The following is a 25,896-nucleotide window of genomic DNA, read 5'->3' as shown; positions in this document are numbered from 1 at the left end:
GTATTCATTCAAAAACCGTGATGGACCTACGAAATTTTCATCGTATTGATACCCCAATCTCAACTTTTTAAGTGATTGAAATAAAAAGGACATAACCCTATTTTAGTTTCCACCAAGAAATTAAAGCAAAGTTATGTCCATTGAAGAATTTATCATTTTTGTCTATGTAATCATAGAAGAACTTTATCCCATTGTTGTTACTCAGCCCCTGAGAACTCGTGGTTTTCCGCCTGCTGTTACTGATGCAGAAATCATCACTATGCAAATAGTAGGTGAATTTCTTGGTTTAGATACAGACAAAAATATTTGGATGTATTTCAAAAACAATTGGTTAGAATGGTTTCCAAAATTAGGATCTTATCCCAATTTCTGTAAACATTGTGCAAACCTGTGGCATGTCAGTCAATCCATTATGGCACAGCTCATTCAGCGTTATGGTTCAGATAACATTCACTTTATTGATGGCTTCCCACTCCCTGTCTGTAGTTATACCAGAGCTAGAAAGCATAAAAACTTTAAAGAATACGCAGGTTTTAGTTATTGTGCTGCAAAACAAGAAAAATATTATGGTTTCAAAGCTCATATCGTCATTAATCTTTCAGGCATGATTTCGGGTTATACCTTTGCACCTGCTCATTGTGATGAGCGAGATGTTGCACCTGAAATTACGAATGATATTTACGGTTTACTGGGAGCAGATAAGGGCTATTTAAGACCAGAATTGAAACGATATTATGAATATCAGGGTATTGATTTACAAACACCCTTTAGAAAAAACATGATAGATTTCAGACCTAAAGAGACACTGCAAATACTGATGAAAGCCAGAAGAAAGATTGAAACAGTGATTGGTCAATTAACAGATCGCTTTCACATTCAGAAAGTGAGGGCAAAAGATCTATGGCATTTAACCCACCGCATAACTCGTAAAATTCTGTCGCATACAATTTGTGTGGTGCTAAATAAAAAGCTTGGTCATTCACCAATTCAATTCGAAAATCTTATTTTAAGTTGAGATTGGCGTTATTGATATTAATCTTTATCCACTTTTTATTGCCATTTACGAACAAAACAGTATTTCTAAAGCTGCGCAAATTCTATCGATAAGCCAGTCAGCGGCCAGTCATGCTTTACAACGTTTAAGACAGCATTTACAGGATGATTTATTTGTGCGAACGGGTAGCAAGATGCAGCCCACACCGTTTGCGGATCAGATCTATCCTGAAATTAAAAATGCACTTTTTGCGATTCAGAATATTTCGATGCAGCATCAGCAATTCAGACCGGAATTGATTCATAGCTTAAAAATCGCTGTACATGATGAAATTGAACCCATGATATTTCCAAAACTGGTTCAACATTTTCAAAAAATTAACCTGGATCTTCAGCTGAGTAGCATGAAACTCGACCGTAAAAATATTGCTGCAGATCTCGCCTCTCAACAGGTCGATTTTGTCATTGATCTGGAGCAAAGTATTAGTGAAAAAATTCAGTTTGAACGACTGGTACAAGATGAATTCGTGGTCTGTACACAACAAACAGAAATGAATGAACAGATTTATCTGGCCTCACCTCATATTGGCGTTTCCTCACGCCGTACGGGAGTTTTAGTTGAAGATATATATTTAAGTCGAAAACATTATTCCCGGCAGATTTTTTTACGTTGTCAGCACTATTCCACAGCCCTCCAAATTCTGGAACAACAAAAGACTGCCATGCTGACAATTCCTAAAAATGTATTGACACATCTACAGTTAGCAAACTGTCTGAATATTTTTGATGTTCCTGTACAACTGCCGAAAATTAATATGGGGATGTATTGGCATAAAGATCTGCAAGAAAATAAAAGACATCGATTTTTGAAAAATGAAATTTATAAAATTTTTACTTAGGCTATTTATTAGATGATTTAAAATTGCTTAGGCTATTTTATTATCAGGTTTTAGGATTGCGATTGGGTTAATTTGATAGTGCTTAGGCTATTTTATCGGTACAAAACTAAACACTGATTGATGACTTTTTAAGCCTTATGCGGAGTGGCTTTGATCTAAAATGGCTCAACTTTTAGCTGTGTTTATGCGGCTGTTTTTGCTGATTTGGATCTTGCCCTTGTTACATCTCTCCACCACCTGGCAAATTGTGCTGGGCTTCGTACTTCTGTGTTTTTCCTATTATCTACTGCATAAAATTACGGTGTATTTAAAGGACCTATTTCGCCCCTTTAAGAAAGGTAAGAAATACTGGTGCCGGGTTAGTGCTGTCAGTGATGGCGATACCCTCACCTGCTACCGTTTTAATATCCGTCGCTCTGAGACCAAACTGCGCTTTGCTTATGTCGATGCACCTGAATCTTCACAGGCCTATGGTAAGGAATCGTTACGCCTGGTTCAAAGTATGGTTAAAAATAAAATAATTCGTGTACAAATTACTGATATTGACCGATATGGTCGCTGTGTCGGTGTGGTCTATCGTTATCGCAAGAATATCAATGAAGAGATTGTGAAACGTGGTGCGGCATGGGTTTATGAGGAATATATCCGGGATAAAAACCATTTACGCTATATGATGGAACTACAGAATAAAGCCAAAAAGCAGAAAAAAGGGTTATGGAAAAATAGCCGCCCTGTCCGTCCAAGTGTGTATCGTAAACAGATCAAAGCCTCATCTTGATTTTTAAGATCTAAAATTTAGCTTATAAAAAAGGGATCTGTACTAACAAATCCCTTTTGCTTGTTCAGTTCATATGATGACCTAATAGGCCAAATGCACCAGAAAGCGGAATGCCCCTGCAATAAGTGCCAGTGTCAAAAAACCTGCAAGCCATAAGCCTACAAACCATACTATCTGTTTGCGTGTCATACCTGCTCCTTAATGATAACCATCATCACCAACACGCACCTTATGCCGGAATACCCAATAGGACATGCAGGTATAAATCACGATAATCGGAATCAGGACTAAGGCTCCAATCAAAGCAAATAACTGACTATTTTCATGTGCCGCTGCCTGCCAGATCGTGACTGATGGTGGAATAATATAAGGCCACAGACTAATCAGAAAACCGGTATATGCCAGGAATACCAGCACTAACATATAGGAAAATGGTCCTAGTTCACTGCGTCTTTTACAGGCACGTAAGGCCAGCCAGGTAAACAATATGACCAGGATCGGTACGGGCATAAAGTAGGTAAATTGAGGCTGGCTGAACCAGCGCTCCGCAACTTGCGGATGGGTCAACGGCGTATAAACACTAACTGCACCTAGAATAATCAATAAGGCTATAATCAGCTTCGGCATCAGTTTAAACATGCGATCCTGTAAATCATCACCGGTTTTATAAATGAGCCATCCACAGCCTAATGCTGCATATAGCACCACGACACTGATTCCTGTAAATATACTAAATGGACTGAGCCAATCCAGACCACCACCTACATAGACACCATTTCGTGTTTCAATTCCCTGAATATATGCACCCAGGATCATCCCTTGCAAGAAACTGGTGACGATCGATCCACCTATAAAAGCTTTATCCCACCAATGTTTGCTTTTATTCGCCTTAAAACGGAACTCAAAAGCAACACCACGAAAAATCAAGGCGATCACCATCAGGATAATGGGCATATACAGTGCTGAGAGTACCGTCGAATAAGCCAATGGAAAGGCAGCAAATAATCCAGCGCCCCCTAGAACCATCCAAGTTTCATTACCATCCCAGACCGGAGCGACCGTATTCATCATGACATCGCGTTCATCCTGATGCGGGAAGAATGGAAATAGAATGCCAATGCCCAGATCGAAACCATCGAGAATAGTATAGACCAGTACACCCAGTCCAATAATCGCAATCCAAATTAATGATAAATCAATCATTTTTTATCCTCCTGATCCGGATGTTCAGGAACATCTTCAATACGCTCGCGAATACTGCTCAATGGTCGACGGGAAGCCTGAACCACATCGCTATCCGATTCATGGTGTGGTCTGGAATGAATAAATTCTGGACCTCTATGCATTAGGCGCAACATGTAGAAAATTCCTACGCCAAAAACAACGCAGTACACCACCACAAAGATAATCAAGGTCAAACCGACCTGTTCAGCGGACACTGGTGATAATGCATCTTTGGTCCGCATAATGCCGTAGACAACCCAAGGTTGACGGCCGACTTCTGTGGTAAACCATCCTGCCAGCATGGCAAGAAATCCGGATGGACCCATGATGAGTGCAAAACGATGCAGACCACGTGACTCATAAAAACGTCCTCGGGTACGTGACCATAGCCCCCATAATGCAAGCAAGAGCATCAACATACCCATCCCGACCATAATCCGGAAACTCCAGAACACGACCAGTGAATTGGGTCGATCTTCAGGCGCAAAATCTTTAAGCCCCGTGACTTTTCCATCCATAGAGTGCGTCAGAATCAGACTACCCAATTTAGGAATACCAATTGCATATTTGGTTTCTTCCGCTTGCATGTCTGGAATCCCAAACAGGTATAAAGGCATTCCTTCATCATGATTGGTTTCCCAATGGCCTTCCATCGCGGCCAGTTTGGCTGGCTGATGTTCAAGTGTATTCAGACCATGCATATCCCCCACAAAAATCTGTAAAGGTGCAAGTGCCAGAATCAGCCACATGGCCATGGAAAATGAAGTTTTAACTAAAGGATCGCGACGACCCTTGATCAGATGCCATGCTGCTGTTGAGGCTACAAGTAAGGCCGAGACCAGAAAGGCGGCCATCGCCATATGGGCCAGACGATAAGGAAAAGACGGGTTAAATACGATCGCTACCCAATCCTGCGGGACGATTAGGCCGTTTTCAATCGCAAAACCTTGTGGGGTCTGCATCCAGCTATTGGAAGATAAAATCCAGAACATGGAAATACAGGTGCCGACTGCGACCATTAAAGTGGAGAAAAAGTGTGCTCGTGGGCCAACCCGATCCCAGCCAAAGAGCATGATGCCCAGGAATCCGGCTTCTAAAAAGAACGCAGTTAAAACTTCATAAGCCAGCAAGGGTCCGGTCACACTTCCAGCGACCCGGGAAAACTCACTCCAGTTGGTTCCGAACTGATAGCTCATTACCACACCGGATACGACGCCCATACCAAATGCAACGGCGAAAATTTTGACCCAAAACTTGAACAGATCCTGAAAAATCGGATTTTTAGTCTTTAACCAGCGCCATTCCAGAATAGCCAGAAAACTTGCCAATCCGATTGAAATTGCAGGAAAGATAATATGAAAAGATACAGTAAAGGCGAACTGTATACGTGCTAACTCTAATGCAGTTAAACCCAGAGTCATAAACTTCACCTATGTAGTGTTATTTGGCATATCTGCCCTTCAGTTATTAAGTGATGGATTTTTCTAGTGCTTAGGTAGCTTAGGCTGAATCATTCTTAAAAGTATGTAGTCTTTTGTTGATTGTTTTTTAATCAGGTTAAAGACTTGTAATAACTTAGTCAAAAAGACGTTAACCATGCAAAAATTTTCAAAATTTCCCTCTTGTCTAATTGAATAAAGAGGCGTAAATTAGGCACAATTTAGTTAGCTAGGTTAACTATATGTTTCAACCCTCTTCCAGATTTCGTTCACTGTTGCTGCGTTGCGCACGACTCATGAGTGATGAAATCAATACTATTTTGTTATCCTCCCAACTTAATTATTCCTTATGGCAAGTGCTCTATACCATTCAATCCCAACAGCAATGCACGCTGGTTGATATTTCAAGCTATTTAAATGTTTCAAAACCAAGCATAACCAAACGTATCCAGCATTTAAGTGAACTCGACTTAATCTGCCAGATCGAAACCGAAGATAAACGTCAAAAAGTATTTAAACTCAGCGAGCAAGGGGTTAAAACCTTTAACCTGTGTTCTAAACAGATTGATGCTTTTGAAGATCAGTTACTGCAACAGATTGACGCAGATGATCTGCAAAGCAGTAAAAATACTTTGGTTCAGCTGATTCAGCAATTACACCCTTCATCTCAGGAAACACCACAATGAGCCAAGATCAAGCCCGCTTATGGACCCCTAATTTCGTCCTGGTCAGTCTGGTTAATTTCCAGCTTGTTCTGGTGTTTTACCTGCTGGTGATCGTGATTGTCGGTTTCTCGGTCGCTGAACTGGGAGCATCGACTGCACAAGCCGGTCTGGTATCCGGTCTGTTTATTGTCGGAACGCTAATTGGACGCTTATTTATTGGGAAGTTGCTGAATCGTCTAGGGCTGAAAAATACTCTAGTGATTGGCCTGACTGGCTTTTTACTATTTTCCGGACTTTATATGATTCCGGCCAAACTAGAAGTGTTATTGGGTATTCGTCTGATCCACGGCTTTATGATGGGTATGGCCTCTACCGTACTCGGCACAGTAATTGCGCAAACCATTCCGGCAACACGACGTGGTGAAGGTATCGGTTATTTCAGTATGAGCAGTACGCTTGTAGGACTTACGCACTATTATTTATAGATTTTCTGTGGCAGCAGATGATTCTTATCGAGAATAAATTCATCAATAAAGTTCTTGATAATTGGTCTAAATAATTTCTTCTGCCAACGATATACATTTTCAAAGATCCGCTCAAACTGGTTCTTTTGTATCTCAACATAGGCCATCAAGGCTGAGAAAATATGATTCAAAATCAGCTTGGATCGTCTTACTTGAAACTTTTCAATATGACAAACCTGTTTAATTACTCGATGATATTGTTCTATTTTCCAATGACTTGAATGTAATTCATAAAAACCATCAAAGGACAATAAATCATCTTCATCTTGATGCACAATATAAAATCTCTGCTGTTCTTTTAACTGAGTCTTAAATAATTGTACAAAGCCAACATCTTTGAGCCAGACCACTTGACCCTGATGAAAATTCGGCAATAAACGGAGTTGAAACCATTGTCCTTTTTCAGGGGAAACCTTACGGTTACTGTCGACACCAAACATAAATCGAATACCATGTTTTCTTATGGTTTTTAGATTTTCAGTCGATGAATACCAACTATCACCTGTAATGAATTGAATCTTTGCACCCCAATCGAGTACTTCACTTAACATCTCCATAAAGTAATCATTCTTGGTTTTACTTTCTGACTTATCATAAATTCGAAAATTAATTGGAATATTTTTGCCATGTTGATCTGTCGCATACAAGGTAATGAGATTAATACCCTTGACGGATCGGTGGTGTTTACCTGACCAAAAATAGCTAACTAAGTCCATATGTTGACTATATGGCTTATCTAAAACAGTATCATCAATACTGACTATAAGTTTATTATTATCAATGTGTTGAATTGCTTCTTGATATAGATCGCGAGCTGTGTAGTCTTCACGCTCCAAAAAGCGATTTACACTGTCATGCGAGATATTATAAGTCTCGGCAAGTTGTGTGCAGCTAATAGAGTTTGGTTCTGTCATGAGAAAGCCCATATAAATGGGTAATGTACAAGTTGCTGTAGAAGCATGTTTAGTTCGTCTGATCACAGATACGTTATAAAGTAGTTTGAGACTTTTTTAAATCCCTCAATGCGTAAGTCCTAGCTTGGTACAGCGATTGGTCCTTTTGTCGGGATCTGGCTGATGACGAATTTTAATTATCAGGTGATTTTTATCTTCACCACTATCGTTGCGCTCAGCTGCCTGATCTGCGGTCTGTTTATCCAGCCGCCGCGCCTTAAAGCGAGTGGTACATCAACTTCCTCTGTTCCACAATCTGCCAGTAAACTCGCTCAATATGTAGAGCCCAATGCCTTGCCGATTGCAGTGATTGTCCTGCTGGTGGCTACCTGTTATTCAGGCGTACTATCCTTTATTCACTTCTATGCCAAGGACATCAATCTGGTCGAAGCAGCCTCTTTCTTCTTCCTGATGTATGCCTTTGCTATTCTGCTGTCGCGTCCTTTTACTGGCCCATTAATGGACCGTAAAGGTGAAAACATCATTATCTACCCTGCAATCGTGATTATGGCAGTAGGTATTCTGATGCTGAGTCAAACACAAAACTCTGTGATGTTACTGGCGAGTGCCGCGTTATTAGGTTTTGGTTTCGGGAATATCCAGTCCGTGTGTCAAACCATTGCTGTGAAAAGTACCACCTTGCAACGGATGGGCCTCGCCACCTCAACCTTCTTTATTGCACTGGATGCAGGTCTTGGTTTCGGCCCTTATTTCCTCGGCATGCTGCTGGATCAGGTGGGTTATCGTCAGCTTTATCTGTTCTCTGCATTGCTTACCTTTAGCTGTCTGATCTGGTATTACCTGCTGCATGGCCGCAAGGTTAAATCGACCTCAGTCAAAGCTTAAACGAGTTGATTCAATACTTTTTAAACGGGCATCAAGCCCGTTTTTTATATCTCGACCTTTTTAAATGACGCTTATTTTCATCATTATGAAATATATAATTTACACAATGTTAAATATATATTACATTTTGAATGATGTTGGAGTAAAGACATGTTAAAGAATGACATCATCGTGTTCCGTGCTAAAAAACGTTGGACACAACAACAGCTTGCTGATGCAGTGGCAGTCAGCCGCCAAACGATTACTGCATTAGAAAAAGAGAAGTACAACCCTTCCTTGATACTGGCATTCAAGTTAGCAAATGTGCTTGAAACCACGATTGAGGAACTGTTTAGTTATGCTGAGGAAGAAACATGACACTATATTGGTTATTGATGGCTAGTATTTTAAGTATTGTGGTTGCTGTGATTTGCTGTGAAATATATAAAATACGCTTTGAGTGCTCACAGGAAGCCAAAGACGAAAGAGGAACCATGATTTTATTAAAGCAGAAGTCATTATCCTATAACATTTTATTTTTGGGGATTAGTTCAGCCTTTTTGATCATCATCGGATTTGAAGGCTTCGGACTAAAATGGTTAGAACGTGAAGTTTTCATTTACTGGATCATGTTCACTGGCTTCCTGCAAAGCATCGCCTCAACTATTTATACGCATTATTTACGTAAAGACATCTTTAGCTAATAAGTATGTTAAGAGAGATTTTCGAATCTCTCTGTTTATCAAAATCTAGAAACGTCGGCTAAAACGACGGCGATATTCTAAGGGTGTTAACCCTGTTTTTTTATAAAATAAACGCCGAAATGAGCTTGGATCCTGATAGCCGACATTTTGCATAATCAGATCTATTGCCTGATCGGTTTCCTCAAGACGCTTACGTGCCGCTTCAATACGAATGGCTTGCAGATACTGGTTCGGTGCAATATTTAGCGCCTGCTTAAAATGCCGGATTAAAGTACGAGTGGTGACATTAAAACGTTCTGCCAGTGCATTCAAAGTGAATTCTTCATGAAAATGCTGCTCTAACCAGTCCTGAATCTTTTGCACCAGTTCATCATGATGAGGTTGACCAATCTTCATTAATGAATAAGACAATTGACTATCACGTCGATAATCAATCACAAAGGATTTGGCAGATTGCATGGCAACTTCAAAACCATAGAAACGTTCAATCAGATGCAAGCCTAAGTCAAACCAGGCCAAGCCTCCACCTGCACAGTAAATATTCTGATCCCGGCTAATCATCAGATCGGCATTGAGTTTGACCTGAGGATAACGGGCACGAAACATGTCCTGAAATCCCCAATGCGTTGTCGCCACACGTCCATCTAAAATGCCGGCTTCTGCCAGAAAGAAATTTCCGGTGCAGTTTCCAGCGATTAAGGTGGATTGTGCATGAGCGGAAGTTAAAAACTGAATCAGGCCTGGATTTTCATCCAGTACCTCTTGAATAGGTGCGGCAATGGTCGGCACTACCAGAATATCTGCTGTTTGAATCTCTTTATACGCACAATGAGCTTGCAATTCCAGACCATTAATACAACGAATTGGCTGTCCATCTGGACTGGCGATCCTGACTTTAAACAGGCGTTGTACATCCTGCTGCTGAATCCGGTTCCAGCTCACGCCAGCCATAGCAAATAAATCGACGACACCTGTAATTGCTGAAGCCAAAGCACCATCAAAGCCTAAAATCACTACCTGTTGCATATTTTTCTATTTGTCTTTTTTCACCCTATTCATGTCATTATTGACAATCCTCCTTGATAAATGCAACTGCTAGTCTTGATGCTATCTCAAGGATTACACATTCAGGATCGTACTGTGACTCAGCTGATTAATGATAAAGACCTCAATTTTCTGCTTTATGATGTTTTCAAACTCGAAGCCTTAACTGACCTGGAACGTTATCAGGATCATGACAAAAATACCTTTGATAGCATTCTGGAAACGGCAAAAGGCATCGCGACCGATTATTTTGCGCCGCATAATGCCAAGGCTGATCATCACGAACCGAGTTTTGATGGCAAACAGGTGAAGACCATTGATGAAGTGAAAATAGCATGGCAACAATTTGCTGATGCTGGCCTACTCTGCGTCCAGCATGATTACGCAGACGGCGGCATGCAATTGCCGACTTTGGTGAATATGGCCTGCAATGCCTATTTCATGTCGGCGAATCCTTCGACTGTTGCCTACTCTTTTCTGACAGCCGCTGCAGCAAATCTGATTCAGGCCTTTGCTTCTTCAGAACAAAAACAAATGTTCTTGCCGCATATGCTCAGTGGCCGCTTTGCCGGGACTATGGCGATGACCGAGCCGAATGTAGGTTCCTCTTTGGGAGATCTGACCACTAAAGCGATTTCTCAGGCAGATGGAAGCTATAAAATTAAAGGCCAGAAAATGTTTATTTCTGGTGGTGATCAGGACATTACTGAAAATATTGTGCATCTGGTTCTGGCTCGTATCCAAGATGCACCACAAGGCGTAAAAGGTATTTCCCTATTCATTGTGCCGAAACTCAAAACCAATACAGATGGCACTTTAGGTGAATCCAATGATGTCCAGCTGGCTGGCCTGCTACACAAAATGGGCTATCGCGGCACTACTTCAACAGTTCTAAGCTTTGGGGAAAATGACAATTGCTTAGGCTATTTAATTGGTGAAGCGGGGCATGGCTTAAAATACATGTTCAAGATGATGAATGAAGCACGTGTCGGTGTTGGTCTCGGTGCAGCCATGATTGGTTATCGTGGTTATCTGGAATCTCTGGACTATGCCAAAAACCGTCCTCAAGGCCGGCTGGTTCATGAAAAAACACCTGGTGCCAAGCCCGTGAATATCATTGAGCATACTGATGTCAAACGCATGTTATTAGCACAAAAGTCTTATGTTGAAGGTGCTTTGGCGCTGTGCTTATTTGCAGCCCGCTTAATTGATGAACATCAGGCTGCACAAGATGAAGATAGTGCCATTTTGCTGGATCTCATTACACCCGTGGTCAAGTCCTTCCCTTCTGCCTATGGTCCTAAAGCCAATGATCTGGCGATTCAGGTCTTGGGTGGTGCAGGCTATACGCGTGAATATCCGGTTGAGCAATGCTATCGGGATAACCGTCTTAATCCGATTCATGAAGGCACTTATGGGATTCAGTCTCTGGATCTATTAGGCCGTAAACTCTGGCAGCACAATGGCAAAGGCCTGACTCTGCTCATGCAACGCATCCAGAAAACCTTATTTGAGATTCAGGATAGCAAGTTAACAGAACTGGCAGATGTCTATAAACAGCATCTTGCCACTGTGCAAAAGACCACTCAGGTTTTAGGTCAGGCTCTGCATCAAGGCAAAGTTAGTGAAGCTTTGGCCAATTCTGGGCTATATCTGGATATGATGGGCAAAACTATTATCGCGTGGTTGTGGATGGAAATGGCCAATCAGGCTCAACTTAAATTTGGCACATCTTCTCAACAGGAAGATCAAGCCTTTCTGACGGGTAAAATTCAGGCAGCTCAATATTTTATTCATTGGGAACTGCCTGAAATTGAACATCAGGCTAAATTACTGATGAACTTCGATGACACCTGTCTAAATATGCAAAGTGACTGGTTCTAGGGCGTGTCCTCATTTGGCTTTACACCAAATAAACATGCAAACAATGTAAATCATAGACTGGTAATTTCGTGCAAGCTTATCAAATCGGGTTGCAATCGCTCGGAAATGCTTCAATCTCGCAAACACATTTTCAACTAAATGTCTTAATTTATATAGATATTTATCAAACTCCTTATTCGATCTTTTACTATTTGATCTCATTGGAATGATGGGAATCATATCCTTGTTCTGGGCATATATTCTAATGTGCTCAGCATCATACCCCTTATCAGCAATGAGATAAGTTGCCTCGCCTACAGTATCAATCAGTTGTTTTGCAACTTGACTGTCGTGGACGCCACCCCCAGTGATTTTAAAATCAATCGGTAATCCATTCGCGTCGGTTGCAAGATGTATTTTTGTTGTTCGTCCACCACGTGATTGTCCAATTGCTCTTTCGAAACCATTCCGAGCTCCACTTGCATGTTGATGCACGCGTATGTAGCTTCCGTCAATGAATACCCATTCTTGATCCAAGACGCCTCGTAATCTAAAAAAAAATTTATTCCATAATCCCTTGCTTGCCCAACGATTAAAACGATTATAAGCAGTTTGCCAAGGACAAAATTCTTGAGGAATATCACGCCATGTGGTGCCTGTACGCAGTTTCCATAAGATCGCTTCCATGATATTTCTACTATTCTTTGAACGGTAGCAACCATGTAATCGCATAGTATCTTGAATTTGCTGCCAGATATCATCGGTAAGAAGAGTACGTGCCATTGAAAATATAGAAATAAAAATAACTTAAAGGAGGATTTTAAGTATTTAAAACCAATTCTTCAAATGAGGACACGCCCTAATTAAAAATCAATAAAAATGCGCCTCGAATGGCGCATTTTTATTTGTTTACATCATCAAGCCGCAGCGTCTTTTAGACCAAATTTCTTAAGTAGCTTGGCACGCTTCGAAGGCAGAATATTCGCTTTAGTCAGATCGCCTTGATAATGCTGATACACACGTTGATCCATCATCTTGTACCACAATGGTGGAATCAGTGCTGGAATCAGCATGGTAGCATAACCACTTGGTAATTCTGGCGCTTCATCAAAATGTCGCAATGCCTGAAATGGCCGGCTTGGATAGGCATGATGATCCGAATGGCGTTGTAACTGGTACAGGAACAGATTAGTCACGATGTTGTTATTGTTCCAGCTATGCTCGGGCAAGGTTCGCTCATAGGTACCATCCGCTTTTTGCCCGCGTTTCAACCCATAATGCTCGATATAATTCACGATCTCAAACAGGCTGATGCCATAGAAGGCTTGGGTCAGCGTATAAGGAATAATTTTCTTGCCATACGTTTTCAACATCAAGGCATGATAGCCTGCACTCATGGCCCAGCCATGAAACAGTTCATTCTCCTGACTAAAGAATTTTAAGCCTTTACGTTCCAAACGTCTTTTTTCTATCTGAATTGCTGATTTCAAGCCACCCAATACGGTACGTGGCCAGAAACGGTAGAAAGATTCACCCATTTTCGAAGATGCCGGGTCTTCTGACGTCGCCACCCGTTTATGATGTCCATAAGGATGCTCAATCCGGAAATGGTTATAGGCCAGTGGCATCAGGCTGGCATGCGACCAGTAATGGTCTTTTTTCTGAGAACGATGGCTCAGCTCGTGCGCAGTATTCACGCCGATTCCATTGATCGCCCCCATAGATACGCCAAGTAGAACCTGATCGACCAGAGAAACATTTGGGCGGGATACTACATAGCCTGCAAAAGCATTGGCAGCCATTTGCAAAGGAATAAACATCTTCACGATCCGGTCATAATAAGGATCTCTGACCAATGCCTGAATCTGCTCATCATTTGGATTATTGGCATCATCACCAATTAAAGCATCCAGAGTCGGGATAATCACATGCAATAATAAAGGTCCACCCATCGCAAAGACTTTTTTAGTGGCTTTGGGACCAAAATGATAGCCAGCCAGAATTCCCATACCGATCACAGGCAAACTGGGACTGAGCAGCCAGCCAAAACGTTTTTTATCCAGTTGTAAACCTTTCAGCACTGACGCATCCTGCGTGAACAGAGCTTTGCTAATTTGTGCAGGGGCGTTCATTGCGACCCTCCTTTTTTATGTTACTCTGCACATATAGTTGAATATTTCAGCATTAGCGAACAGTATTGAACGTCCAGAAAAACTATGTCAGCGTCTTTGGCGCAATAGGCTAAATCTTGGCCTTAAATCACAATTCTGGACTATTTAAATTTAATTAAATTAATTAAAACAAAAGAATAGAGTCAGGCATGGATGCTTTAAGTAAAATTTTTGATGATATTCATCTGGAAAAATCAGAATATCTCTACCTCAATGTGTTCCATCCAGGCGGGTTTGATTATGAATATGAACCTTCCATGCTGGCTTATGTGTTATTGCAAGGTCAAGCGCAATTAATATTTAAAGATGGTGATTTGCTTGAGCTGCAACAAGGCGATCTGGTGTTATTGCCTGCAGGTTCTGCCCATCGGATTTCTAGTCCCGGTAATGCAGATTTTTCTGAACATCATTCGATCAACTCTTATTTTCAGACTCATGCACAGCAATGTGTGGATCTCAATATCACCCATTCAGCAGAACGCAGTTTTATTCTGGCGATTCGTTCCAATCTGGATATCCAGATGGCGAAACCGCTATTGAGTGCTTTACCTAAATATCTGCACATCCAGCATATTCTGGGAGATACAGCACCAGAATGGTTACAAGTTGGTTTGCAATTTCTGGCGCTAGAAACCCAACAACTTCGTCCTGGACGGGACAAGATTCTGGATCATCTGGTCAGTATTTTACTGATTGAATGCGTACGAGATTATATTTTAAATCTGGAAAATGCCTCAAGCTGGCTAAATGCCCTTTCGCATCCTGAACTATCCAATGCCTTGGCAGCGATTCATGGCAAACCAGAACAGCCTTGGACTGTAGAAAGTTTGGCTGAACAATGCCATATGTCGCGTTCCAAATTTGCCCAGCTGTTTACCCAGATTGTTCGTGAGCCGCCATTAGCTTATCTGCAACAGCATCGACTTCGACTGGCAGCACAATATCTCAGAAATAGCGGATCTTGCATTCAGCAGATCGCCTATCTGGTGGGCTATTCTTCGGAAACGGCGTTTAGTCAAAGCTTTAAAAAACAGTTTGAACTAACCCCGACCCAATATCGTATTGCCTGTCAGAAAAACAAGACGCCTTTATTGGACTAAGTCTAGTACCGATTTGACAGGATCTTCACTATTGCCGGAAAGCAGCTGCTTATGCATGGTGAGATGCTGCATCACTTGAATTTGAGCTGCTTCAATATCCATCAGCTTTTCAATTTCAGCAGCCAGATTTTCAGGCGTTGCTTCAGACTGAATTAATTCCTGAATGACTTTTTTGCCCGCAATAATATTTGGCAACGAGAAATAAGGAATTTTGACCAGCAATTTGGCAATCTGGTAAGTCAGCCAGTGCAATTTATAAAAGGTCACCATCGGACGATGCAATAACATGGCTTCCAGTGTCGCAGTACCTGAAGCTAAGGCAATAATATTGGAAGCATTCATGACTTGGCGGCCAATTTTTGACTCGCTACTGGTATTTTCCATCAGGCGGATATGCGCTTTTAAACTGTCCGGATATTGTGCCAGCAAGTTTTCAATCTGCTGTTTGCGCATCTCATTAATGGCTGGAATCAGAAAAATATAATCTGGATATTTCTGATGCAGAATTTTGGCTGCATCCAGTACCAATGGTCCTAAACGTTCAATTTCACCACGGCGGCTCCCCGGCAGCAGTGCAATATACTTTTGCGTAGAATCGAGACCCAGTTCTGCCTGCGCTTCAGCCAGATCATTGTTGAGGGGTAACTGGCTTGCCAATGGATGACCGACAAAGGCAGCCGGAACATCCCATTTCTTGAAAAATGCTTTTTCAAATGGAAATAGGCACAGCACCAGATCAATACAGGCCTTGATACCATGTATCCGGCCCTGACGCCATGCCCAGACTGAAGGACTGACATATTGCACGGTCTTAATCGGTACCTGTTTTTGTTTCAGGGCCTTGGAAAGTCGCAAATTAAAATCAGGCGCATCAATACCGATAAACACATCGACTGGATCTTTCGTCCAGGTCTCGACCAGACCATCACGAACTGCAAACAGTTTTTTAATATCTTTCAGGACTTCAACAATGCCCATGACCGAGAGAATATCCATTGGATAGTAGCTCTTGAAGCCTTCCGCCAGCATTTGTGGACCGCCGATCCCTTCAAACTCTGCATCAATACCCTGCTCTCGAAAACTACGGATGAGCTTCGCACCAAGCGTATCTCCAGATACTTCTCCCACCACGATTCCGATTTTAAGTTTCCGATTTTGCAAGTGTATTCCCTCGAATGAGACAAATTAATTCCGTTCAGATTCTATCATAAAGCGTGATTTGAGCATGCCTAAGTGTTGAACTCACAAATCGTGGCTATCCCAAATAATAAAACTCTGGAAGCTGTACAACGCTCGCGCCTTAGCCCAGCTTAAAAATTAAAATAAATTTAAAGCGGCTGATCTTTAAACAAATAAATCAAAAGGCATTTTGCAGAATCTTTATCAATTTTCAGGCTTAGCAATAGAAAGGTGTGCTAGATGATTCAAATTAAAATATAAATTAGGATGAATTACTTTAAATTTTACAGTCTTTATCTCTTTTTAGAATAAGCAAATCAATAATCAAGACAACGACTTATATTTAAAAGTCATAAGATATGCTCGTTTTTTGATTTTGGCATATATGCATGTTTGGTCCGATTGAATTTATTTTAGCAGGTGTATTGGTAGGTTTCTGTGTCGGGATTACCGGTGTCGGTGGCGGTTCATTGATGACCCCAATCCTGATTACACTGCTTCGGGTTGAACCGCATATCGCGATTGGTACAGACCTTCTTTATGCCGCAATTTCTAAATTCTGTGGTTCATTGGTTCATGCCAAGAAAATGAATATTGTCTGGCCCATTGTAATCTGGCTGGCGATCGGTAGTATCCCTGCCTCATTTGTGACCCACTGGGTACTTGAGAATTACCTTAGTCAATCGACACATTATAAAGCAACACTGACTATGGTATTGGGCTTTATGCTGACCCTTACCGGGGCATCTATTATATTCCGCAATTCTATTGAAAAGTTTTTTAATAAATACCGCAAACAAGAACTGCCTGACATGACTCAGGATCTGGACAAAGTTGACTTTAAATCTGGTAATAAACGTGTCTTGATCGTGATCATGGGGATTGTACTGGGCGTGTTTGTGACCCTGTCATCTGTCGGTGCCGGTGCTTTCGGTATTATGGCCCTGATCCTCATGTTTCCGAATTTACCCATGATCCGCATTATCGGTTCGGATGTAGTACATGCAGTACTTCTAACTTTAGTCGCAGGTCTGGGCCATATGAGTGCTGGTAATGTAGACTTTACTTTATTAGGCTGGTTACTTTGCGGTTCTATTCCAGCAATTGTGATTGGTACACTGATCAGTTCACGTATGCCAGAGAAAATTATCCGTAAAATTCTTGGGATTACCCTGTTCTGTCTTGGCGTGAATTTCATTGTGAATCCAGTCAAGTCAAAACCGGCACAACCCGCCCAACCTGAATTGGTAACAGCAGTAGAAAAAACAGCTGCTGTTTAAACTAAATCATGGATTCATCACTTTTTTTTCAAAGAAGTATTCATCTTTTTTATAACAAAGTGACGCATCATTCATGTTATATTCAGGCTATTAAACAACCTTTTGTATGATCAAACCAGTGACGGCAATGAATACACTACAGTCAAAACCTATTTCAGCATCAGATATTGATGACGTGAATATCCAAAGCATGATTCCTTTGGTAACACCTGCTCAGTTGAAAGCAGAGTTACCTTTGACTGAAACTGCTTATCAAACCGTACTGCATGGTCGTGAAACGATTCGTAATATCCTGGATGGCAAGGATAAGCGTATTTTTGTAGTGATTGGTCCATGTTCAATTCATGATCCAGCGGCTGCGCATGAATATGCTGAACGTTTAAAAGCTTTAAGCGAAAAAGTAAAAGATAGCCTGTATATCGTAATGCGTGTTTATTTTGAAAAACCGCGTACAACTGTAGGCTGGAAAGGTCTGATCAATGACCCTGATATGAATGACTCTTTCAATATTGAGAAAGGTCTGCGTATCGGTCGTAAACTGTTACTGGAGCTGAATGAACTTGGCCTGCCATGTGCGACAGAAGCACTGGATCCAAACTCTCCACAGTACTATCAAGATCTAATTTCATGGTCAGCGATCGGTGCACGTACTACTGAGAGCCAAACTCACCGTGAAATGTCTTCTGGCCTGTCTTCACCAGTCGGCTTCAAAAATGGTACAGACGGCGGCTTAACTGTTGCGACCAATGCAATGCAATCTGTTAAACATGGTCACAGCTTCTTGGGCCTTAACGATCAAGGTCAGGTTGCGGTGATTCGTACTTCAGGTAACCCATATGCACACGTGGTTCTACGTGGCGGTAATGGCAAACCTAACTACGATGCAGGTTCAGTTGCAGATGCTGAGGCAGCTCTTGCGAAAGCAAAAGTCAGTGGCAAAATCATGATTGATGCCAGCCACGCAAACTCAAATAAAGACCCATACTTACAACCGCTTGTCTTAAAAAACATTACTGAACAAATTCTTGATGGAAACAAGTCAATTGTTGGTATTATGGTAGAAAGTCACCTGAAAGGTGGTCGTCAGGATATCCCTGCCAATCTTTGTGATCTGGAATATGGAAAATCAGTAACTGATGGCTGTATCGATTGGGAGACCACAGAAAAAGTGTTGCTTGACATGCATGAGGCATTGAAGGACGTTTTACCTAATCGTTAAACGAACTGACAAACGCCATCGACAAGATGGCGTTTTCATTTCTGAACAAGGAAAATTTTATCTGATGAATGAAATTGAAACTGCATTAAGTCAAATTGAAAATTTTCAGTTCATCCATGACCATCTGTTCAGCTCTGGTCAGCCGACAACTGAACAACTGAGGTTGATTAAAGAATACGGCGTCTCTACCGTAATCAATGTGGCATTAACAGATAGCGATCATCATCTGTTACATGAAGATAAAATTTGTCTTGATCTTGGCCTGAACTATATCCAGTTGCCGATTTCCTGGGAAACCCCTTCGGATAGTCAGTGCCTGCTGGTACTGGATCTGATTGATTATCTGGTCAAAGAACAAATGGTCTGGGTACATTGTACGCAGAATTATCATGTCAGCTGCCTGATATATCTATACCGTCAATACTATATGAATATGGATATGCCGACTGCGCAGGAATATCTGCATCAGCTCTGGGAACCGAATGAAACCTGGACCGGTTTAATTCATGCGGTTGCCCTACAGCTGCAAGGCCGTAAAGCAACACATGAACTGGAATTATCCCTGATTCATCCCAATAACTTCGGTTGATGTTATTTGTAGTGGATGATTAGAACAGTTGCCATAGACATAATACCTTCCTGACGGCCAGTAAATCCTAATTTTTCAGTGGTTGTGGCTTTAATACTGATTTGAGTCACATCCACATCCAGTACATCGGCAATGCTCTGACGCATTTCCAGATTATGTTTAGCCAGCTTTGGACGTTCACAGGCCACCGTAATATCGGCATTATTCAGGCGATAACCGCGATCCAGAATTAGCTGATAGACATGCTTTAACAAGACCTTACTGTCCGCACCCTTAAACTGCGGATCGGTATCTGGAAAATGCTGGCCAATATCGCCCAGTGCTAAGGCACCTAATAAAGCATCACAAAGTGCATGTAAAACTACATCACCATCAGAGTGTGCTTTCAAGCCATGCGTATGTGGAATCTGAATACCTGCCAGAGTGACAAAATCACCTTCTTCAAATGCATGTACATCCAGTCCCTGACCAATACGAATTTGTGCAATCACTTTTATATCCTTTAGAAATAACTGATTGAAATCTTGTACACGACGTTTCTATTTCGCTATAGTTAGACCTAGCGTAACACAGTGAAAGTATAAGCGATCATGCTACTGAAAACTGATATAAATATGATGAAAATAATGGGACTTTTACTCGGGACAGGCCTTTTTGCTAGCAGCATTCATGCTGAATCGCTGGACTGTAGCAGTCATCATAACAATAACGCAGCCATGAAAAAGATCTGCTCAGCCTCTCTAGATGAACCGCGTGAAAAACTGGCTGATCAATATTTTACCGCTTTTCTGATTACAGATGCACCTGTTCGCTTGTTGCAAGATACCCAGCAACTATGGAGCACACGCTTACAGCAATGTAAAACGCTGGACTGCTTTAAACAGCAATTTGACCAGCGTCTGGATGACCTCAATATTTATATTTCTTTGAATCAGAGCCTGACTCAGCACTATCTGAAGTTTGAACAGGGCCAAATGGCCAAACAGCCGATTCATCTCAAGATTCATCAGCTGACGAAAGACCGCATCAAGATTGAAGGGATCGCCTACCGCAATCCGAATAATCGTGCAGAAACCCAGACCATTCCTTTTCTGGCTTATACCACGACGGAAACTAAAAGCCAGATTACGGATAATGAGCATGACTGCAAATATACCTTTAACTATAGCAAAGCAATCTTGACGGTCAGTACTGAACAAAAAGGCTGCGAGCGCTTTAGTGGTATTTATCGTTTATATGATTAAACAGTCGATTTTTATTTTTATCTATCAATGTCCTAAATATATATTTAAAAATCTAAACTAGAAATTCCCTCTCCTTATTGGAGAAGTTTTTATAAAGATTCCCTTCACCCCAACCTTCTTCCCCAAGTAGAAGAAGCTTAATCGATAAACAATTATTTTTTGATCTTTTAAAATAGCCCGCAAGCGGGCTATCTACTTATGCCGGGTAATGCTGAGCTATTTCTTGGCTAATCATGGCTGCGGTTGCCGCTGATAATGTCCAGCCCAAGTGTCCATGACCGGTGTTATAAAAGACACGTTCCTGTCTACCACGGCGCACTACAGGCATCATATTCGGCATCATGGGACGCAGACCTGCCCACGGAATCACATGTTCAGTACACAGATCGAAATTGTGTTGTGTCCAGTCAATTAAAGGCTGAATCCGGTCTACGCGAATATCCCGATTATAGCCATTAAATTCCGCGGTTCCTGCAACACGTAAGCGGTCTTTACCTAAGCGTGACAAGACTATCTTGGCACTCTCATCGAGGAGACTGACCCAAGGAGCATTTTGCTGGCTTTGCTCTTCATTGAGCTGTACCGTAATTGAATAGCCTTTCACCGGGTAGACATTCACTCGCTCACCCAACAGATCTGCCAACTGATAACTGCTGACACCAGCACATACTACAATGGCATCTGCCTGAATCTCGAGCACATCTTCAGCATCGGCACGCACATTTTCAGGGCTGGGCCTGCATTTAACTGTAATCTGCTGTGCCTGGTGATCGACTGCAAATACATCCTGACCAAATTCGAATTTCATCCCTTTTTTCATACAGGCATTTGCCAGTCCGTTACTGAATTTATGAATATCTCCAGTCGCATCACTTTGGCAATAAAACCCGGCGTAGTAATCTCCAGTTAATGCAGGTTCAATCTGCTTGATTTCTTCATTTGTAATTGCATTACGTTCTAGACCACCACTACATAGGAGATCATTGACCTTAATTGCGACATCATAATCAGCTTTATTATGGTAGAAATGTAGAATTCCGCGCTTTTCCAGATCAAAATCAATCTGCTCAATTTCGGCAATTTCAAACAGGCGTTTTCTGGCCAGTAGCGCGAGTCTTACCGTTTCCCGTGTATTGGTTTCATAGTTTTTAATATGACCTAGAAATTCCATCAGCCAGCTATATTTATGCAGACTAAAAGAAGGATTAAGCAATAGCGGGGCGGTTTTTTGTGACATCCATTTGATGCCTTTTAACACAGTGGCTTTTTGATTCCAGACTTCTGCATTACAGGCAGAAAGTTGCCCGCCATTGGCAAAGGATGTTTCCATCGCGGGATAAAGATGACGGTCAATCACCGTAACCTGATAACCGAGTAAAGCGAGCTCATAAGCTGTTGTTACACCGGTAATGCCTGCCCCCATCACAATAACATGACGCATAGACACCTCTCCTCAATATGTGATGTCTTTCCCATCTGTCATGTGTACCTGAGAGCTTCGGTGACTGCATCATAACTGTATGCAGCAACCTTCCCCCTTCGGTGAGTGATTCAACACTTCTCTCCAGAGTTTAATATATTATTGCAGTCCTTTTGCCTGAGAGTTTCCTGGGACCTTGCTCCTTCGGCGAATGCAGTAGCATTTCTCTCCTGCAATAATATTTTTATTATCCTGAGCAATTTATATACCATCTTATCGGGGACTACAGTTTTTTATTTATGTTAATTCACGTGATTTAAGTGGTAACGATACTTTCAATAAATTTAGAAGAAATAACACTATCTATTTCAAATGAATTTTAAGATTTTAATTTGGTTTTTTGCCTCATTTTCCTACGTCATGCTCCAATGTAAGGCATTTAAGAAAAGCAATAAAGTTAATATTTTCTTAGGCTATTTACGAGATTGGTTTACGAGAAAACTCTCAATATATGACTGGCTTTCAGAGCCTAAAATTAAATTAACCAGGAAAGAATTAACATGAGAGATCCTGCCGCGACTACCGTTTGCATACTGATAATACTAGCCATGAACTGGCTATCTCCTCCATAGACACGCGTCAGCACATAAGAAGCTGAAGCGGTAGGTAAAGCAAAAAACAACACCAGTACCTGTGTGGTTAAAGGATCAATATCAAATAATTGGCAGACAAAGAACGCAGCGAGCGGCATTCCCAATAAACGTCCGAAAGTCGCCAGGCCCAATGGGAAGATATCCCGCTGGAAGCCTTGGAATTGTAAGGCAGCCCCCACACACATCAAGCCAAGCGGCAAACTGCATAAGGCAATCTGTTTTAGGAATAACTCAAACCCAGCCCAGAGTGATAAGCCTGAAAGATTAAATAGGCCTCCAACAAGAGAACCTAGAATTAAAGGATTCTTTAACAGATCAACCAGAATTTTGAAGATCTGCATATCTGAACTACGAGTAAATGCAAGTACAGATAAAATATTGACCAGTGGAATACACAACACCATCACTACGGCGAAAATGGTCATGCCCTGCTGATGAAATAAGGCATTCACTGCTGCAAGCCCGATATAGGTGTTAAAGCGCAGAAGTGCCTGCACATAGACCCCAAAACGTGCATAGCCAATCTGATAAATCTTGCGCAGTACATATAGCGCAATACTGACCACCGCCATAAGGCTAAAGACCACCAGAATCACATCTTTAATGACTGCCATTTCAATCTTGGCTACGGCCAGATTTAAAAACAGCATAACTGGAAACAGGACAAAATAATTGAGTTTTTCTGCCCCACGCCAGAAACTATCTTCCAGCCATTTCCTTTGTTTTAATACATAGCCCAAAGTAATCAGGCCAATAAGCGGAAACAGTACAGTGAAGATAGTCTGAAACATTGAACAAATCATGATATGGGTTTTGCGGCAATCGCATCCAATTCAATTGCCTGTCAATGAGCAAGAATACAACAAGCGGCTCGTTTCAGGATAAAAATAGTGGAAAATTCAATGGATAATAAATAAAAAACACTCTGGCTGGCTTTAATTAAAATACGCTTTAAATCCAACTTTCATCTTTTGCAACATTTAGTGCATCATTTTTTAGTCTTTCAAGCTCCTCATAAACCTTTGCATCAAGCTTCGGACGGGCTTTTTCAAACTTAACTTTTAACAAATCTAGGCTTCTTAAGAGCATCCTAAAAATGAGTCTCTCACGGCCTAAATCATCTGTTGCCTTAAAATTTGTTGGATCAATCCTTAAAACGGAAATCCATATTTCTACGCTTAAATGAATAAAAAATACGTTCATCAAAACTATCATTTCCCATCATAATTTCAATGCACTTCCATTTATCTATCGGAATATCATACGACTTATTTTGTAGTTGAGCATTTAAGGCATTTTCTACTGTGTTACGTGCTTTATTTTCGAGATCAAGATGATCTTCTGTTAACACTTCCCTACTTAATTCAGCACTTAACCATACTTCCATTCATACATCCTGTCATTATTTTTATTAAATACACTTAGAATCAAAAATAGATTCAAATAACTTCATAAGTCTTTTCGAGACTCTTTTCTAAAATCACCAGATTTAAATCTACTAAAGGCTGTCCAACATCTGCATCCAGTGGATAACTCTCTGTTTTGCCGGTTTGGTGATAACTACAACGCTCATAATACGCGATTAATTCAATGCGAACATTAAGAACAGACATTCTAAGTTTTTTGAAAGGTATTTTTTCTCTAGAGTATTGCTCAGCGAAATCTAACAATATTCGACCATAACCTGAATTTTGCCGGACTGGGTAAATAGCAAAACTGCCGATTTCAAAACAATCTGGCAAGTGTGTCACACCAATGCAACCCACCAGTTGGTCATCATTTTCCAAAACATAAAGTTCAAAATCAGATCGTGTTAAAAGCTCACTTAACTGAGCCTCATTAATTCGATCACCTGAAACAATGCCATGTTCATGCGTCCAGCCCAAATTAGATCGATAAGCTGTATTAATCAACTTAACAATGCCTTGAATGTCCGTAGGTTGGGGTAAACAAATATTGTTATTTTTCATTTTATAAATATGAAAAAGTCAGACCGAAGTCTGACTTTAATTTCATTTAATTCTATAAAGCAAATTATTTAGGTTCAATTGGCTCAAGCGGCGCAACGACATCGGCATTTTGTGCACGATGACGCATGAAATGATCCATCAAAACAATTGCTAGCATCGCTTCAGCAATTGGGGTTGCACGTACACCCACGCAAGGATCATGACGGCCTTTGGTCAGCACATCCGTATCTTCACGATTAATGGTAATGGTTTTACCCGGAGTTGTGATGGAAGCCGTTGGTTTCAACGCAATCGAAACACGAATATCCTGACCGCTAGAAATACCACCCAAGATACCGCCAGCATGGTTCGCCAGGAAGCCATCTGTTGTGAGTTCATCACGGGTTTCATGACCGAACTGCTCAGCGACACTAAACCCATCACCAATTTCCACGCCTTTCACGGCATTGATTGACATCATGGCATGGGCAATATCAGCATCTAAACGATCAAATACTGGTTCACCCCAACCCACTGGCACTTTAGAAGCAATGATCTCAAGGCGTGCGCCACAGCTTGTGCCTTGCTCACGTAATGAAGTCACGAGTGCTTCAAAGCGCGGCACCGCATCAACATCACCACAGAAGAACGGGTTATTTGGCACTTCATTCCAGTCTAGTTTTTCTGCTTTTTCAGTACCGATTTGGGTCACATGACCACGGATTTCAATACCAAATTTCTCAAACAGGAATTTCTTGGCAATCGCACCTGCTGCTACACGCATCGCAGTTTCACGCGCACTCGAACGGCCACCACCGCGATAGTCACGAAAACCATACTTCTGGGTATAGGTATAGTCTGCATGACCCGGGCGGAAAGTTTGCGCGATATTGCCATAATCTTTCGATTTCTGGTCCGTATTGCGGATTAAAAGACCAATTGAAGTACCGGTAGTTTTACCCTCAAACACACCGGAAATAATTTCAACTTCATCTGGCTCTTTACGCTGTGTTGCAAATTTTGAAGTACCCGGCTTACGACGGTCCAGATCCTTTTGCAAATCCGCTTCAGACAGTTCAATCCCTGGTGGAACCCCATCAATAATGGCCATTAAGCCAACACCATGAGATTCACCACAAGTCGTTACACGGAAGAGTTGCCCTATACTATTACCTGCCATG

At 41.4% G+C, this 25,896-nt stretch carries 27 protein-coding genes, 2 pseudogenes and 1 riboswitch; of the genes and pseudogenes, 14 read left to right on the top strand and 15 right to left on the bottom strand.

Going from position 1 to position 25,896, the window contains the following annotated elements; translation table 11 throughout:
* Positions 1-133: 133 nt before the first annotated feature.
* The 3 genes from C3F22_RS06035 to C3F22_RS06025 all read left to right on the top strand — a co-directional run bounded on the left by C3F22_RS06035 (position 134) and on the right by C3F22_RS06025 (position 2,670).
* The gene (locus C3F22_RS06035; RefSeq protein WP_004282326.1) at positions 134-1,015 is read left to right on the top strand and encodes an IS982-like element ISAba9 family transposase; all 882 of its coding nucleotides are present in this window, start codon (positions 134-136) and stop codon (positions 1,013-1,015) included.
* 1 nt (position 1,016) lies between these two features.
* Positions 1,017-1,892 carry a LysR family transcriptional regulator gene (locus C3F22_RS06030; protein WP_104426069.1) on the top strand — a complete coding sequence of 292 codons (876 nt, stop codon included), beginning with the start codon at positions 1,017-1,019 and terminating at the stop codon, positions 1,890-1,892.
* A gap of 160 nt (positions 1,893-2,052) precedes the next feature.
* On the top strand, positions 2,053-2,670 hold the full coding sequence (locus tag C3F22_RS06025) for a thermonuclease family protein (RefSeq protein WP_104426068.1): 618 nt from the start codon (positions 2,053-2,055) through the stop codon (positions 2,668-2,670).
* 81 nt (positions 2,671-2,751) lie between these two features.
* Here the strand turns inward: C3F22_RS06025 and C3F22_RS06020 are convergent, their stop codons facing one another.
* From C3F22_RS06020 to C3F22_RS06010, 3 genes are read right to left on the bottom strand one after another with little or no spacing between them, the layout of a single operon-like run.
* Entirely contained in the window at positions 2,752-2,859 is a 108-nt protein-coding gene (locus tag C3F22_RS06020) for a DUF2474 domain-containing protein (RefSeq protein ID WP_104426067.1), read from the bottom strand.
* Between the two features lie 9 nt (positions 2,860-2,868).
* Entirely contained in the window at positions 2,869-3,873 is a 1,005-nt protein-coding gene (gene cydB / locus C3F22_RS06015) for a cytochrome d ubiquinol oxidase subunit II (protein WP_104426066.1), read from the bottom strand.
* Positions 3,870-5,315, bottom strand: coding sequence for a cytochrome ubiquinol oxidase subunit I (locus C3F22_RS06010; protein ID WP_104426065.1), 1,446 nt, complete (start codon positions 5,313-5,315; stop codon positions 3,870-3,872). Before C3F22_RS06010 ends, cydB begins: the two co-directional genes overlap by 4 nt.
* A 260-nt stretch (positions 5,316-5,575) precedes the next feature.
* On the opposite strand from C3F22_RS06010, the gene C3F22_RS06005 reads away from it, so the two are divergent.
* Both C3F22_RS06005 and C3F22_RS06000 read left to right on the top strand, forming a co-directional pair.
* Positions 5,576-6,019 (top strand): MarR family winged helix-turn-helix transcriptional regulator, encoded by a 444-nt coding sequence (locus tag C3F22_RS06005; RefSeq protein WP_004785531.1) that lies wholly within the window; start codon positions 5,576-5,578, stop codon positions 6,017-6,019.
* Positions 6,016-6,456: pseudogene (locus C3F22_RS06000) on the top strand (MFS transporter); the annotation flags it as partial. The gene C3F22_RS06005 and the pseudogene C3F22_RS06000, both read left to right, overlap by 4 nt.
* Before the next feature lie 17 nt (positions 6,457-6,473).
* Here C3F22_RS06000 and C3F22_RS05995 read toward each other — a convergent pair.
* Entirely contained in the window at positions 6,474-7,502 is a 1,029-nt protein-coding gene (locus C3F22_RS05995; protein WP_077067961.1) for a transposase, read from the bottom strand.
* Between the two features lie 57 nt (positions 7,503-7,559).
* Here C3F22_RS05995 and C3F22_RS05990 point away from each other — a divergent pair.
* The 3 genes and pseudogenes from C3F22_RS05990 to C3F22_RS05980 all read left to right on the top strand — a co-directional run.
* A pseudogene (locus C3F22_RS05990) lies at positions 7,560-8,321 on the top strand (MFS transporter); the annotation flags it as partial.
* A 150-nt stretch (positions 8,322-8,471) separates the two neighbouring features.
* The gene (locus C3F22_RS05985) at positions 8,472-8,678 is read left to right on the top strand and encodes a helix-turn-helix transcriptional regulator (protein WP_104426064.1); all 207 of its coding nucleotides are present in this window, start codon (positions 8,472-8,474) and stop codon (positions 8,676-8,678) included.
* Entirely contained in the window at positions 8,675-9,004 is a 330-nt protein-coding gene (locus C3F22_RS05980) for a hypothetical protein (RefSeq protein ID WP_104426063.1), read from the top strand. The genes C3F22_RS05985 and C3F22_RS05980 overlap by 4 nt, the downstream gene beginning before the upstream one ends.
* A gap of 45 nt (positions 9,005-9,049) precedes the next feature.
* Here the strand turns inward: C3F22_RS05980 and C3F22_RS05975 are convergent, their stop codons facing one another.
* Positions 9,050-10,030 carry a GlxA family transcriptional regulator gene (locus C3F22_RS05975; protein WP_104426062.1) on the bottom strand — a complete coding sequence of 327 codons (981 nt, stop codon included), beginning with the start codon at positions 10,028-10,030 and terminating at the stop codon, positions 9,050-9,052.
* Between the two features lie 78 nt (positions 10,031-10,108).
* Here C3F22_RS05975 and C3F22_RS05970 point away from each other — a divergent pair, with 78 nt between their 5' ends.
* Positions 10,109-11,932 carry an acyl-CoA dehydrogenase gene (locus tag C3F22_RS05970; RefSeq protein WP_171284742.1) on the top strand — a complete coding sequence of 608 codons (1,824 nt, stop codon included), beginning with the start codon at positions 10,109-10,111 and terminating at the stop codon, positions 11,930-11,932.
* Positions 11,933-11,941: 9 nt separating this feature from the next.
* Here C3F22_RS05970 and C3F22_RS05965 read toward each other — a convergent pair whose 3' ends face one another.
* Entirely contained in the window at positions 11,942-12,694 is a 753-nt protein-coding gene (locus C3F22_RS05965) for an IS5 family transposase (RefSeq protein WP_104426060.1), read from the bottom strand.
* A 134-nt stretch (positions 12,695-12,828) separates the two neighbouring features.
* On the bottom strand, positions 12,829-14,043 hold the full coding sequence (locus C3F22_RS05960) for an alkane 1-monooxygenase (protein ID WP_104426059.1): 1,215 nt from the start codon (positions 14,041-14,043) through the stop codon (positions 12,829-12,831).
* Positions 14,044-14,231: 188 nt separating this feature from the next.
* Here C3F22_RS05960 and C3F22_RS05955 point away from each other — a divergent pair, with 188 nt between their 5' ends.
* Positions 14,232-15,182, top strand: a complete 951-nt coding sequence (locus C3F22_RS05955; RefSeq protein ID WP_104426058.1) for an AraC family transcriptional regulator — start codon at positions 14,232-14,234, stop codon at positions 15,180-15,182.
* Here the strand turns inward: C3F22_RS05955 and lpxB are convergent.
* Positions 15,171-16,343: a lipid-A-disaccharide synthase gene (gene lpxB / locus C3F22_RS05950; RefSeq protein ID WP_104426057.1), complete on the bottom strand. Its 1,173-nt coding sequence runs from the start codon at positions 16,341-16,343 to the stop codon at positions 15,171-15,173. The two genes, C3F22_RS05955 and lpxB, sit on opposite strands and share 12 nt — an antisense overlap.
* A 407-nt stretch (positions 16,344-16,750) precedes the next feature.
* Between lpxB and C3F22_RS05945 the strand changes: the two genes are divergently transcribed.
* From C3F22_RS05945 to C3F22_RS05935, 3 genes are all read left to right on the top strand, one after another.
* On the top strand, positions 16,751-17,641 hold the full coding sequence (locus tag C3F22_RS05945; RefSeq protein WP_104426056.1) for a sulfite exporter TauE/SafE family protein: 891 nt from the start codon (positions 16,751-16,753) through the stop codon (positions 17,639-17,641).
* 127 nt (positions 17,642-17,768) lie between these two features.
* Positions 17,769-18,860, top strand: coding sequence for a 3-deoxy-7-phosphoheptulonate synthase (locus C3F22_RS05940; protein ID WP_125278643.1), 1,092 nt, complete (start codon positions 17,769-17,771; stop codon positions 18,858-18,860).
* A gap of 64 nt (positions 18,861-18,924) precedes the next feature.
* Positions 18,925-19,449, top strand: a complete 525-nt coding sequence (locus C3F22_RS05935) for a protein tyrosine phosphatase family protein (RefSeq protein ID WP_004785512.1) — start codon at positions 18,925-18,927, stop codon at positions 19,447-19,449.
* A gap of 2 nt (positions 19,450-19,451) precedes the next feature.
* Here C3F22_RS05935 and ispF read toward each other — a convergent pair whose 3' ends face one another.
* A complete protein-coding gene (gene ispF, locus C3F22_RS05930) occupies positions 19,452-19,940 on the bottom strand; it encodes a 2-C-methyl-D-erythritol 2,4-cyclodiphosphate synthase (RefSeq protein WP_005235881.1) in 489 nt (162 codons plus the stop codon).
* 99 nt (positions 19,941-20,039) lie between these two features.
* Between ispF and C3F22_RS05925 the strand changes: the two genes are divergently transcribed.
* The gene (locus C3F22_RS05925; RefSeq protein ID WP_104426054.1) at positions 20,040-20,693 is read left to right on the top strand and encodes a hypothetical protein; all 654 of its coding nucleotides are present in this window, start codon (positions 20,040-20,042) and stop codon (positions 20,691-20,693) included.
* A 196-nt stretch (positions 20,694-20,889) separates the two neighbouring features.
* On the opposite strand, the gene C3F22_RS05920 is transcribed toward C3F22_RS05925, so the two are convergent.
* The 6 genes from C3F22_RS05920 to aroC all read right to left on the bottom strand — a co-directional run bounded on the left by C3F22_RS05920 (position 20,890) and on the right by aroC (position 25,895).
* Positions 20,890-22,134, bottom strand: a complete 1,245-nt coding sequence (locus C3F22_RS05920; protein ID WP_104426053.1) for a D-amino acid dehydrogenase — start codon at positions 22,132-22,134, stop codon at positions 20,890-20,892.
* A 134-nt stretch (positions 22,135-22,268) separates the two neighbouring features.
* Positions 22,269-22,356: riboswitch (glycine riboswitch) on the bottom strand.
* Between the two features lie 292 nt (positions 22,357-22,648).
* Positions 22,649-23,557: an AEC family transporter gene (locus C3F22_RS05915; protein ID WP_104426052.1), complete on the bottom strand. Its 909-nt coding sequence runs from the start codon at positions 23,555-23,557 to the stop codon at positions 22,649-22,651.
* Between the two features lie 160 nt (positions 23,558-23,717).
* Positions 23,718-23,969, bottom strand: a complete 252-nt coding sequence (locus C3F22_RS18515; protein WP_005235892.1) for a hypothetical protein — start codon at positions 23,967-23,969, stop codon at positions 23,718-23,720.
* Positions 23,911-24,153 carry a hypothetical protein gene (locus tag C3F22_RS18510; protein WP_228203575.1) on the bottom strand — a complete coding sequence of 81 codons (243 nt, stop codon included), beginning with the start codon at positions 24,151-24,153 and terminating at the stop codon, positions 23,911-23,913. The genes C3F22_RS18515 and C3F22_RS18510 overlap by 59 nt, the downstream gene beginning before the upstream one ends.
* Before the next feature lie 52 nt (positions 24,154-24,205).
* Positions 24,206-24,736 carry a GNAT family N-acetyltransferase gene (locus C3F22_RS05905; protein WP_104426051.1) on the bottom strand — a complete coding sequence of 177 codons (531 nt, stop codon included), beginning with the start codon at positions 24,734-24,736 and terminating at the stop codon, positions 24,206-24,208.
* Between the two features lie 64 nt (positions 24,737-24,800).
* Positions 24,801-25,895, bottom strand: a complete 1,095-nt coding sequence (gene aroC / locus C3F22_RS05900; protein WP_104426050.1) for a chorismate synthase — start codon at positions 25,893-25,895, stop codon at positions 24,801-24,803.
* Between the last annotated feature and the right edge of the window lies 1 nt (position 25,896).

Source organism: Acinetobacter sp. ACNIH1 (assembly GCF_002934695.1).
Classification (GTDB): Bacteria; Pseudomonadota; Gammaproteobacteria; order Pseudomonadales; family Moraxellaceae; genus Acinetobacter; species Acinetobacter variabilis.
This window is presented reverse-complemented; position numbering and strand designations above follow the sequence as displayed.